The sequence below is a fragment of the Sodalis sp. RH22 genome, from assembly GCF_047324165.1.
Taxonomy (GTDB): Bacteria; Pseudomonadota; Gammaproteobacteria; order Enterobacterales; family Enterobacteriaceae; genus Acerihabitans.
In genome coordinates, this window is record NZ_CP178731.1 from 4,566,611 (window position 1) to 4,577,993 (window position 11,383).

Here is an 11,383-nt window from a genome sequence, read left to right on the forward strand (position 1 = left end):
ATGTTTACACGATTTTTACTGCTCGCCCTGCTTGCGGTCGCGCCGCTGGCCCAGGCCGTCGACCAGACCAATCCCTATGCGCTGATGAACGCGGCGGCGGATAAAACCTTTACCCGCCTCAAGAACGAACAAAGCCAGATTCGCGCCAATCCCAACGTGCTGCGCGATGTGGTGCGTGAAGAACTGCTGCCCTATGTGCAGGTCAAATACGCCGGCGCGCTGGTGCTCGGCACCTATTACCGCCAGGCCACCCCGGCGCAGCGCGATGCCTACTTCAAGGCTTTCCAGGCTTATCTGGAGCAGGCCTACGGCCAGGCGCTGGCGATGTACAGTAACCAGACCTACCAGGTTGCCCCGCCGCAGCCCGTGGGCGATGCCACGATCGTCGCCATTCGCGTCACCATCGTCGATCAGGGTGGGCGCCCGCCGGTACGGCTGGATTTTCAATGGCGCAAGAACAGCCAGACCGGCAACTGGCAGGCCTACGATATGATCGCCGAAGGGGTGAGCATGATCACCACCAAGCAGAATGAATGGGCCTCGACGCTGCGCCAGCAGGGGATCGAGGGGCTGACCAGGCAGTTACAGGCCGCCGCCGCGCAACCTATCTCGCTGGATAAGAAAAGCAATGGCTGAAACCCTGAGCTGGCAAGCCGAGGAAGACACGCTTGTCCTGCGGGGCGAGCTTGATCGCGTCACGCTGTTGCCGTTTTGGGAACAGCGCGAACAGGCCCTGCAGGGCATCCGCTTCCTGGACGTCTCGCGGCTGGATCGGGTGGACTCCGCCGGCGTGGCCCTGATGCTGCACCTGTGCGCGCTGCAGGCCAGGCGCGGCGGTACGCTCATGCTTACCGGCGTCACCGATAAACTGCGCACCCTTATCACCTTGTACAACCTGCATAATATCCTGCCCTGCGCGGACGATTCGCCCGGCTGACAGAATGAACACATTATTGCCTGTTTCCGATGACGACGTATTCATCTAAGATATCGGCTTGTTTCCCGACCCATGACAGTGATTTGACCCTTATGGAAAACCACGAAATCAAAGAAGTGCTGATGAACGCCGAGGCGTTGGCATTGGAAGAAGCGCATGTAACGGGCGATGGCAGCCATTTTCAGGTCATCGTCGTGAGCGAGCGGTTTGCCTCCATGAGCCGTATTAAAAAACAACAGGCGGTCTACGGCCCGTTGATGGAATATATTTCGGACAATCGTATCCATGCACTCTCTATCAAGGCGTATACCCCGGAAGAGTGGCGGCGCGATCGTAAGCTGAATGGTTTTTAAGTTGTAGGCGATGCCGCGCTATGGCGTTGTATATCTAAGCCCGTTAAATACAGAGAGCAGTGTTGATGGATAAATTCCGTGTCCAGGGTCCGACCCGCCTGAATGGCGAAGTGACCATTTCCGGCGCTAAAAATGCGGCGTTGCCGATATTGTTCGCCGCGCTGCTGGCGGAAAAGCCGGTAGAAATACAAAATGTACCAAAATTAAAAGATATCGACACCACGATGCAACTGCTGCGCCAGCTTGGCGCCAAAGTCGAGCGCAACGGGTCGGTGCATGTGGATGCGGGCGGGGTGGACGTGTTCTGCGCGCCTTATGAACTGGTCAAGACCATGCGCGCGTCCATCTGGGCGCTCGGGCCGCTGGTAGCCCGTTTCGGCCAGGGACAGGTTTCCCTGCCCGGCGGCTGCGCCATCGGCGCACGGCCGGTGGATCTGCATATTACCGGTCTTGAGCAGCTCGGCGCCACCATCAAGCTGGAAGAGGGTTATGTCAAGGCGTCGGTGGACGGGCGGCTGCGCGGCGCGCATATCGTCATGGATAAAGTCAGCGTCGGCGCCACGGTAACCATTATGAGCGCCGCCACCCTGGCGGAAGGCACCACCATTATTGAAAACGCCGCCCGCGAGCCGGAAATTGTCGATACCGCCAACTTCCTGATTACGCTTGGGGCGAAGATCGCCGGCGCCGGAACCGATAAAATCACCATCGAGGGCGTGGAACGCCTTGGCGGCGGCGTTTATCGCGTGCTGCCCGATCGCATCGAGACCGGTACCTTCCTGGTGGCGGCGGCGGTCTCCCGCGGGCGCGTAGTCTGCCGGGCAACCCGTCCCGATACGCTGGACGCGGTGCTGGCCAAGCTGCGCGAAGCCGGCGCGGATATCGAAACCGGCGACGACTGGATAAGCCTGGACATGCATGGCCAGCGGCCTAAAGCCGTCACCGTGCGCACCGCGCCCCATCCCGGCTTCCCCACCGATATGCAGGCTCAGTTCAGCCTGCTGAACCTGGTGGCCGAAGGCACCGGCGTGATTACCGAGACCATTTTTGAAAATCGCTTTATGCATGTGCCGGAGCTGATCCGCATGGGCGCGCGGGCGGAGATAGAAAGCAATACGGTCATCTGCCACGGGGTGGAAACCTTGTCCGGCGCGCAGGTGATGGCCACCGATTTACGCGCTTCCGCCAGCCTGGTGCTGGCCGGATGCATTGCCGAAGGCGTTACGCTGGTGGATCGCATCTACCATATCGATCGCGGCTATGACTGCATCGAGGCCAAGCTGCGCAAGCTGGGCGCCAATATCGAACGCGTCACCGGCGAATAACCGCTTATCGCCCTGCCGGTGTTTTCAGGCAGGGCGTTATTCCCCCGCTCCATCCCCGCTTAAGCGTCGGCCGCCGGCGTATTTATCGGCACCGTCAACACCCCTGTTAATCCGAAGCCGGATATTCCTGGATGGTCACATTCAGCGTCAGCTTGGCGCCGTTGCGTAAAATCACCACCGGGATCACCGAGCCTGGCCTGATTTCCGCCACCTGGTCCATGGTTTCAATCGCCGATATCGCCGGCTTATTGTTGACGCTAAGGATAACGTCGGTGACTTTGATGCCGGCCTGCGCCGCCGGGCCGCCGGGGGTGACTTCATTGACGATAATGCCCTGGATGCGATCCATATTGGCGCCGGTGGTATGCAGGGGCGCCACCTCGCGCCCGCCGATGCCGATATATCCGCGGATCACCCGGCCGTCGCGAATCAACTTGTTCATCACCTTGGTGGCCAGGGCGGTGGGAATGGCGAAACCGATGCCTTCCGGCGTTTCGCCGTTATTGCTTTTATCGAACGACAGGGTATTGATCCCCACCAGTTCGCCCAGGCTGTTGATAAGCGCCCCACCGGAGTTGCCGCGGTTGATGGAGGCGTCGGTCTGGAGAAAATTCTGGCGCCCTGAAGGGCTGAGGCCGATGCGGCCGGTGGCGCTGATAATGCCCTGGGTCACGGTCTGGCCCAGGTTATAGGGATTGCCGATGGCCATGACCACATCGCCGATATGCGGCGCGCGGCGGGGATTGATGGGGATAACCGGCAGGTTGGTGGCGTCGATTTTCAGCACCGCCAGATCGGTGAGGCTATCGGAGCCGACCAGCAGCGCCTCATAGACCCGACCGTCCTGCAACGCCACGATAATCTGCTCGGCATCGTTGATAACATGCTTATTGGTGAGCAGGTAACCCTTCTGGTTCATGATGACGCCGGAACCCAGGGTATGGATTTCCAGTTCGTTTTGGGAACCGGTATTCATGCTGCGGTTGTAAACGTTGACCACGGCCGGCGCGGCCCGGCGCACCGCCTGGTTATAGCTGACCGGGGTCTCGTCGTCGCTGTCGGCATGGCCGGCAATCAGCGTGCCGGTGGTGGAACGCAGCCCAGGCAACGCCAGCAGCATGACGCCCGCGATGATAAGTCCAAAAATAACCGCACGTAGAAGCTTAACCAGCATGATGTCCGAACAAGAGAAAGGAAATAGCGGCAGGATAACATGAGTTTATCGAACGCTGCATGGTCAGTGTCCGATTTTTTATGTTTTGACCTATACCCGTCATCTTTCACGCGACAGGTGCGTTGGCCACGCTTACTCACCCGAATCACTTACACGAGTAAGCTCATCGGGATTCACTCGCTTGCCGCCTGCCTGTCACCCGAAAGCTATAGGGTGCATCAGCGCAGTAACAGGAAAATACTCTCGTCGCCGCGCATGATATTCATGGCCATGACCGCGGGCTTGGCCTCCAGCACTTTACGCAACTGGGTGATGTTTTCCACCCGTTCGCGGTTGATGCCGATGATCACATCGCCTTTATGCAGGCCGATCTGGGCCGCCGGGGTGTCTTTGGCCACGTCATCCACCGCCACGCCCTTGGTGCCGTCCTTCAACTGCCCGTTGCTGAGCGAGGCGCCCTGCAGGGCCGGGGTCAGGATTTCCGCGCTGCTGGTGGTGGCGGCGCTGTCGTCAAGCGTGACCGTCACTTCCACGGGTTTACCTTCGCGCAGCAGGCCCAGCTTAACGGCCTTGCCCGGCGCGGTGGTGCCGATTTTCACCCGCAGCTCGGCAAAGCTGGTAATAGGCTTGCCTTCGATAGACACGATAATATCGCCGGCCTTCACCCCCGCCTTGGCGGCGGCGCCACCCGGCAGGACTTCGCTGACAAAGGCGCCGCGCTGGGTATCGATCTTGAAGGCCTTGGCCATATCGGCGGTCATTTCGCTGCCCTTGATGCCGAGCAGGCCGCGTTTGACCGCGCCGAATTCAATCAACTGCTGGCTCAGGTTTTGCACCATATTGCTCGGGATGGCGAAGCCGATGCCGATATTGCCGCCGCCGGGCGCCAGGATGGCGGTATTGATGCCGATAAGCTCGCCGTTGAGGTTAATCAGCGCCCCGCCGGAGTTGCCGCGGTTAATGGAGGCGTCGGTCTGGATAAAGTTTTCCAGCCCCTCCAGGTTCAGGCCGCTGCGCCCCAGCGCCGAGATAATACCGGAAGTGGCGGTCTGCCCCAGGCCGAAGGGGTTGCCCACCGCCACGGCAAAATCGCCGACCCGCAGGCTGTCCGAATCGGCCATCTTGATTTCACTGAGGCCTTTCGGGTCCGGCAGCTGCAGCAGCGCGAGATCGGTCTGTTCGTCGCGTCCGACCAGCTTGGCGTCGAACTCGCGGCCGTCGTTAAGCTGCACCTTGATTTTATCCGCGCCGTTCACCACATGGTTGTTGGTGATGACATACCCCTTGGCGGCGTTGATGATAACGCCGGAGCCCAGGCCTTCAAACGGACGGGAATCGCCGGGCTGCTGATCGCCCTGCGGGGTGCCCGGGCCGAAAAAGTATTTGAATTCCTTCGGCAGGGTCGGGCGCTGCACCTGCTGGGTACCTTCCACATGTACGCTGACCACCGCCGGCAGCACTTTTTCCAGCATGGGAGCCAGGCTGGGCATGGTCTGCCCGGGTACCGCGGCCGGCAGCGCCGCCTGGGCAGGCAGGGAAGAGGTTAAGCCGAATGAGATGCAAAGTGCCAATGCGCTGAATAAAGGTGTGGTTTTCATTAAACTTATTACTCGCTTGCTGTCCGTGAACGACGCCATTAATCATTAACCATGTTAAAACGCCACTTTTTGTTCTTCTATGACCCTGTTGGGACGGCTAAAGTTCAGCGGTGGCGCAGTAAGGTTATGTCAGCGGGGGCTGGCGATATCCCGCCTTATTGTAAAGTTATTTACGTGGTTCCCGCGTGCCACGCAGCAGGCCGGTGGCGCTGGCGGGGTAATCCCGCGGCTGCATGCCCGCCGGGATTTGATCGTTGTCCGATTCCGCCTCGGTCAGGCGGTAACGGAACGGATTATCCTCGCCGGTCTGGTTGGGCAACAGGCTATTGGAGCCTTTGGCCATATGTTGGTAAAGCTGGCGGTAATCGTCGGCCATGTTATCGAGCAGTTCGGCGCTGCGGGCGAAATGGCCGGTCAGCTCCTCGCGGTATTCCTCCAGCTCCGCCTTGCTCTTTTCCAGCTCATGCTGCAGCGTTTGCTGCTGACGTAGTTTGCGGTTGCCGAACCGCATTGCGACCGCACCGATGATGATACCGACCACTAATCCAATCAGCGCATATTCCCAGGTCATAATGACTCCTATATTTGACTTCGTTGTCCCGTAGGGTTTTCACACTCTATACTTCCCACTATAACCGTTTACCCGGTCGGTGGGGAATCCCGATAGCGTCACCGCGGGCAAAGCATTGTTATTTGTTGCCCTTGTGTTCCGCGGCGCGGCTGTTTAAGCTGGCCGCAACAAAAGTGTTACAAATAATCGTATCAGGGATCGTTTGCCGCCATGCATGTCACATCGCCATTATCCCTCTACCAGCAGATGCTGGCAGGAGGCGAATACCAGGCCGACGCCGTCCAGGCAGCGGCCGTCGATAAGCTTGAACACCTTCACCGCCAGCTGCTGGCGAAGGCCGCCGCCGCGCCTGCCGCCGGCGGGCTGTTGGGGCTCCTGGGCCAGCGCCTGCGCGGCAAAAAAAACGCCGAAGCCGCCGAACCCGTACAGGGATTATATATGTGGGGCGGGGTAGGGCGCGGAAAAACCTGGTTAATGGATCTTTTTTTTCAAAGCCTGCCGGGAGAACGTAAGCTGCGCCTGCACTTTCACCGCTTTATGCTGCGGGTGCACGAGGAGATGAACCGTCTGCAGGGGCATGAAGACCCGCTGGAACTGATTGCCGATGATTTCAAGGCGCAAACCGACGTGCTTTGTTTTGACGAGTTTTTTGTCGCGGACATTACCGACGCCATGCTGTTGGGTACGCTGATGCAGGCGTTGTTCGCCCGCGGCATCACCCTGGTCGCCACGTCCAATATCCCGCCGGACGACCTGTACCGCAACGGCCTGCAGCGCGCCCGCTTTCTGCCGGCCATCGCGCTGATCAAACGCCATTGCGCGGTGATGAACGTAGACGCCGGCATTGATTACCGGCTGCGCACCCTGACCCAGGCGAGCCTCTACCTGACGCCGCTGGATCAGCAGACCGCCGCCGATATGGCGCGCATTTTCACCCGCCTGGCCGGCGCACGGCCGGACGGCGCGCCGGTGCTGACGGTCAATCATCGTCCGTTGCCGACGCTCGGCGCCCGGGACGGCGTGGTGGCCCTGGATTTCGCCACGCTGTGCGCCGGCGCCCGCAGCCAGAATGATTATATTGTCCTGTCCCGCCTTTATCACAGCGTGCTGCTGCACAATGTGCATGCGATGGGCCCGCAGGATGAAAATACCGCCCGGCGGTTTGTGGCCCTGGTGGATGAGTTCTACGAACGGCAGGTTAAGCTGGTGATTGCCGCCGACGCGCCGCTGGCGTCTTTGTACCAGGGCCAGTTGCTGCGTTTTGAATTCCAGCGCTGCCTGTCGCGCCTGCAGGAGATGCAAAGCGAAGAGTACCTGGCCCTGCCGCACTTGCCGTGAGCGGCGCTCCCGCCGACTGATTGGGCTGGAATCGTAAATAACAGTCGACCTTTGGCCTCGTCTTCTCTATAATCTTGCGACCCCACGTTACAAGAAGTTTTTTTCCCGAAAACTTCGATCGCGCCAGCAACGGCTATTCGAAGGGGTAGGTTTGCTGGACTAGATAGCCGTGTGAGCCTCATAACTATTCATTGAAGCGTTTGGGTGTTCACCAACGTGTAACTTTAATTGGGTAAGCTTTTAATGAAAACATTTACAGCAAAACCAGAAACCGTCAAACGCGACTGGTATGTTGTCGACGCCAGCGGTAAAACCCTGGGTCGTCTTGCTACTGAACTGGCCAGTCGCCTGCGCGGGAAGCATAAACCGGAATTTACGCCGCATGTTGATACCGGTGATTATATCATCGTGTTGAACGCCGAAAAAGTTGCCGTCACCGGCAAAAAGCGTACCGACAAAATCTATTATCATCATACCGGTTTCATCGGCGGTATTAAAGAAACGACCTTTGAAGAGATGATTGCCCGCCACCCTGAGCGTGTGATTGAAATCGCGGTTAAAGGCATGCTGCCAAAAGGCCCGCTGGGTCGTGCAATGTATCGTAAACTGAAAGTTTACAAGGGTACCGAGCACAACCACGCGGCTCAGCAACCGCAAGTTCTGGACATTTAATCGGGATTATAGGCAATGGCTGAAAATCAATACTACGGCACTGGTCGCCGCAAAAGCTCCTCCGCACGCGTCTTCATGAAGCCGGGTAGCGGTAACATCGTTATCAACCAGCGTAGTCTGGATCAATACTTCGGTCGCGAAACTGCCCGCATGGTAGTTCGTCAGCCGCTGGAACTGGTCGACATGGTTGAAAAGCTGGATTTGTACATCACCGTTACCGGCGGTGGCATTTCCGGTCAGGCAGGCGCAATCCGTCACGGTATCACCCGTGCACTGATGGAATATGACGAATCGCTGCGCGCAGAACTGCGCAAAGCCGGCTTCGTTACCCGCGATGCCCGTAAGGTTGAACGTAAGAAAGTCGGTCTGCGTAAAGCACGTCGTCGTCCGCAGTTCTCCAAACGTTAATTCCCGGCTGTTATTATTACAGCTGACAAAGCCCGGCACGGTCCGGGCTTTTTTATTTCCCGAGCGTTGATTTAACGCCAAATATCTGATTGCGTCGATGTATTCAACGCGATTTGCCACACGCCATCCCCCTAAACATGCAAAAATCTGGTAAACTGTTAAACACTTTTATGTCTGTTGGTGTCGCCGGCGTTTTGTCATGATGCCGCAAGCAGCGCTTGCCGCGGTTGCGATGGGCAGCGTGGCGCCAGGTGAATTAACAGTCAAACAATTTCAGGATAGTAGCCGGGTTAGTTGGCTATTCGCGGTATTTTCTAGATAAACTTGGAGGTTTTCATGGCTGTCGCTGCCAACAAACGTTCGGTGATGACGCTGTTTTCTGGCCCGACCGACATTTTTAGCCATCAAGTACGCATCGTACTGGCGGAAAAAGGTGTCAGTGTCGAAATTGAGCAGGTAGAACTTGATAATCTACCGCAGGACCTGATTGACCTCAACCCTTACCGCACCGTGCCGACCCTGGTCGATCGCGAACTGACCCTGTATGAATCGCGCATCATCATGGAATATCTTGACGAGCGTTTTCCCCATCCGCCGTTGATGCCGGTTTATCCGGTCGCGCGCGGCACCAGCCGTTTGATGATGCATCGCATCGAAAACGATTGGTACTCCCTGATGCGCAAGGTCGAGCAGGGCAGCGCCCAGGAAGCGGAAGGCGCCCGCCGCCAGCTGCGTGAAGAGCTGCTGGCCGTAGCGCCGGTATTTAACGAAGCGCCGTACTTCATGAGCGAAGAGTTCAGCCTGGTGGATTGCTACCTGGCCCCACTGCTGTGGCGTTTGCCGCAGATGGGGATCGAGTTGGCCGGCGCCGGCGCCAAGGAGCTCAAGGGCTATATGACGCGCGTATTCGAGCGTGACGCCTTCCTGGCCTCCTTAACCGAAGCTGAGCGCGAAATGCGCCTGCAAACCCGGGGCTAAGGTATGGAAGTCTCTCAACTCTCCCCACGCCGCCCCTACCTGCTCCGGGCGTTCTATGAGTGGCTGCTGGACAACCACCTGACGCCGCACCTGGTGGTGGATGTCACGGTGGACGGCGTCTCGGTGCCGATGGAATTTGCCCGTGACGGACAAATCGTCCTCAATATCGCCCCCCGGGCGGTGGCAAGTCTCGAGCTCACCAACGCCGAAGTGAGTTTTAACGCGCGCTTCGGCGGTATCCCGCGTCAGGTCAATGTGCCCATTGCCGCCGTGCTGGCCATTTATGCCCGCGAAAACGGCGCCGGCACCATGTTTGAGCCGGAAGTCGGCTATGAGCAAAATGGCGTGGCGGAAGATGCGTCGACCCTGGGTAACGCGCCGGAAACGGTCATGTCCATTATTGACGGCGACCGTCCTGATAGCGATGATGACTATCATCCCGATGACGAGCCGCCAACGCCGCCGCGTGGCGGGCGTCCGTCGCTGCGGGTCGTGAAATAAGCCAAAGGCCCCCACTGCGCCCATCACGGCGGGAACGATTTCATCCGTGCCCGTAACGGCAAGGCCCTCCCGCCCCTGGCGGAGCGGGAGGGCCTTAGCGGCAATCACACTTCCAGGTAGTTCATGATGCCATCTGCGGCCTTGCGGCCTTCGGCAATGGCGGTCACCACCAGATCGGAACCCCGCACCGCGTCGCCGCCGGCGAAAATCTTCGGATTACTGGTTTGGAACGCGGTTTCGGTGCCTTCCGGCGCGATAATCCGTCCCTGGCTGTCCAGCTCGACGCTGAAATCCGCCAGCCACTGCATACTGTGCGGACGGAAACCAAACGCCATGACCACCGTATCCGCCGCCAGCACGTGCTCCGACCCGGCGATAATCTCGGCGCGCCGACGGCCGTGCGCGTCCGGTTCGCCCATGGCGGTGCGTACCATCTTCACACCGCACACTTTACCGGCGGCATCGATTTCGATGCTGACCGGTTGCAGGTTGAACATAAATTCCACCCCTTCCTCGCGCGAGTTTTTCACTTCGCGTTTCGAGCCGGGCATGTTTTCCTCATCGCGGCGATAGGCGCAGATCACATGGGTTGCGCCCTGGCGTATCGAGGTGCGCACGCAGTCCATCGCCGTATCGCCGCCGCCCAGCACCACCACGCGTTTGCCTTCCATGCTGACGTAAGGCGCCGACTCGGGGTTTTCAAAGCCCATCAGCTGCTTGGTATTGGCTATCAGGAACGGCAGCGCGTCCACAACACCGGGCGCGTCCTCGTTTTCCAGGCCGCCGCGCATGGACTGATAGGTGCCGACGCCCAGGAACACCGCGTCAAACTCGCCCAGCAGATCGCTCATCATGATGTCTTTGCCGACTTCGGTATTCAGCCGAAATTCAATGCCCATCTCGCTGAATATCTCGCGGCGCTTGATCATCACGTCTTTTTCCAGCTTGAACGACGGGATGCCGAAGGTCAACAGGCCGCCGATTTCCGGGTGGCGGTCGAACACCACCGCCTGTACGCCGTTGCGCGTGAGCACGTCGGCGCAGGCCAGCCCCGCGGGACCGGCGCCGATCACCGCCACCCGCTTGCCGGTGGACACAATGCCCGACACGTTGGGCTTCCAGCCCATTTCAATCGCCTTATCGTTAATATAGCGCTCGATATTACCGATGGTGACCGCGCCGAATTCGTCATTCAGCGTACAGGAGCCTTCGCACAGGCGATCCTGCGGGCACACGCGTCCGCACACTTCCGGCAGGCTGTTGGTCTGGTGCGACAGCTCGGCCGCTTCGATAATCCGGCCTTCGTTGGCGAGCTTCAGCCAGTTGGGAATGTAGTTATGTACCGGGCATTTCCACTCACAGTAAGGGTTGCCGCAGGAAATACAGCGGTCCGCCTGCGCCTTGGACTGCGATTCCGAGAACGGCTCGTAGATTTCCACAAACTCAATTTTCCGGATCTTGAGCGGTTTTTTAGGCGGATCCACACGCTGCAAGTCGATAAATTGATAAACATTTTGACTCATCATTA

13 protein-coding genes are annotated in these 11,383 nt (G+C 58.8%); 9 read left to right on the top strand and 4 right to left on the bottom strand.

Annotation, left to right across the window (positions count from 1 at the left end):
• The 4 genes from mlaC to murA all read left to right on the top strand — a co-directional run bounded on the left by mlaC (position 1) and on the right by murA (position 2,615).
• Entirely contained in the window at positions 1–636 is a 636-nt protein-coding gene (gene mlaC, locus ACL2XN_RS20755) for a phospholipid-binding protein MlaC (protein WP_410013363.1), read from the top strand.
• Positions 629–937 (top strand): lipid asymmetry maintenance protein MlaB, encoded by a 309-nt coding sequence (gene mlaB, locus ACL2XN_RS20760; protein WP_410013364.1) that lies wholly within the window; start codon positions 629–631, stop codon positions 935–937. The genes mlaC and mlaB overlap by 8 nt, the downstream gene beginning before the upstream one ends.
• Before the next feature lie 92 nt (positions 938–1,029).
• The gene (ibaG, locus tag ACL2XN_RS20765) at positions 1,030–1,290 is read left to right on the top strand and encodes a BolA family iron metabolism protein IbaG (protein WP_413721524.1); all 261 of its coding nucleotides are present in this window, start codon (positions 1,030–1,032) and stop codon (positions 1,288–1,290) included.
• A 65-nt stretch (positions 1,291–1,355) separates the two neighbouring features.
• Positions 1,356–2,615 carry a UDP-N-acetylglucosamine 1-carboxyvinyltransferase gene (gene murA / locus ACL2XN_RS20770; RefSeq protein ID WP_410013366.1) on the top strand — a complete coding sequence of 420 codons (1,260 nt, stop codon included), beginning with the start codon at positions 1,356–1,358 and terminating at the stop codon, positions 2,613–2,615.
• Positions 2,616–2,721: 106 nt separating this feature from the next.
• On the opposite strand, the gene degS is transcribed toward murA, so the two are convergent.
• The 3 genes from degS to zapG form a co-directional block, all read right to left on the bottom strand.
• Positions 2,722–3,789, bottom strand: coding sequence for an outer membrane-stress sensor serine endopeptidase DegS (gene degS / locus ACL2XN_RS20775; RefSeq protein ID WP_410013367.1), 1,068 nt, complete (start codon positions 3,787–3,789; stop codon positions 2,722–2,724).
• Positions 3,790–4,007: 218 nt separating this feature from the next.
• A complete protein-coding gene (gene degQ / locus ACL2XN_RS20780) occupies positions 4,008–5,387 on the bottom strand; it encodes a serine endoprotease DegQ (protein ID WP_410013368.1) in 1,380 nt (459 codons plus the stop codon).
• 166 nt (positions 5,388–5,553) lie between these two features.
• A complete protein-coding gene (gene zapG, locus ACL2XN_RS20785; RefSeq protein ID WP_410013369.1) occupies positions 5,554–5,958 on the bottom strand; it encodes a Z-ring associated protein ZapG in 405 nt (134 codons plus the stop codon).
• Between the two features lie 210 nt (positions 5,959–6,168).
• Between zapG and zapE the strand changes: the two genes are divergently transcribed.
• From zapE to sspB, 5 genes are all read left to right on the top strand, one after another.
• The gene (gene zapE, locus ACL2XN_RS20790; protein WP_413729367.1) at positions 6,169–7,296 is read left to right on the top strand and encodes a cell division protein ZapE; all 1,128 of its coding nucleotides are present in this window, start codon (positions 6,169–6,171) and stop codon (positions 7,294–7,296) included.
• Positions 7,297–7,539: 243 nt separating this feature from the next.
• Positions 7,540–7,968: a 50S ribosomal protein L13 gene (gene rplM, locus ACL2XN_RS20795; RefSeq protein WP_410013371.1), complete on the top strand. Its 429-nt coding sequence runs from the start codon at positions 7,540–7,542 to the stop codon at positions 7,966–7,968.
• Between the two features lie 15 nt (positions 7,969–7,983).
• Positions 7,984–8,376: a 30S ribosomal protein S9 gene (gene rpsI / locus ACL2XN_RS20800; protein ID WP_162366275.1), complete on the top strand. Its 393-nt coding sequence runs from the start codon at positions 7,984–7,986 to the stop codon at positions 8,374–8,376.
• A gap of 336 nt (positions 8,377–8,712) precedes the next feature.
• Entirely contained in the window at positions 8,713–9,354 is a 642-nt protein-coding gene (sspA, locus tag ACL2XN_RS20805) for a stringent starvation protein SspA (RefSeq protein WP_410013372.1), read from the top strand.
• Positions 9,355–9,357: 3 nt separating this feature from the next.
• Positions 9,358–9,855 carry a ClpXP protease specificity-enhancing factor gene (gene sspB / locus ACL2XN_RS20810; RefSeq protein WP_410013373.1) on the top strand — a complete coding sequence of 166 codons (498 nt, stop codon included), beginning with the start codon at positions 9,358–9,360 and terminating at the stop codon, positions 9,853–9,855.
• A gap of 104 nt (positions 9,856–9,959) precedes the next feature.
• Here the strand turns inward: sspB and ACL2XN_RS20815 are convergent, their stop codons facing one another.
• Complete coding sequence (locus tag ACL2XN_RS20815) at positions 9,960–11,378, bottom strand: glutamate synthase small subunit (RefSeq protein WP_410016723.1); 1,419 nt, start codon at positions 11,376–11,378, stop codon at positions 9,960–9,962.
• Between the last annotated feature and the right edge of the window lie 5 nt (positions 11,379–11,383).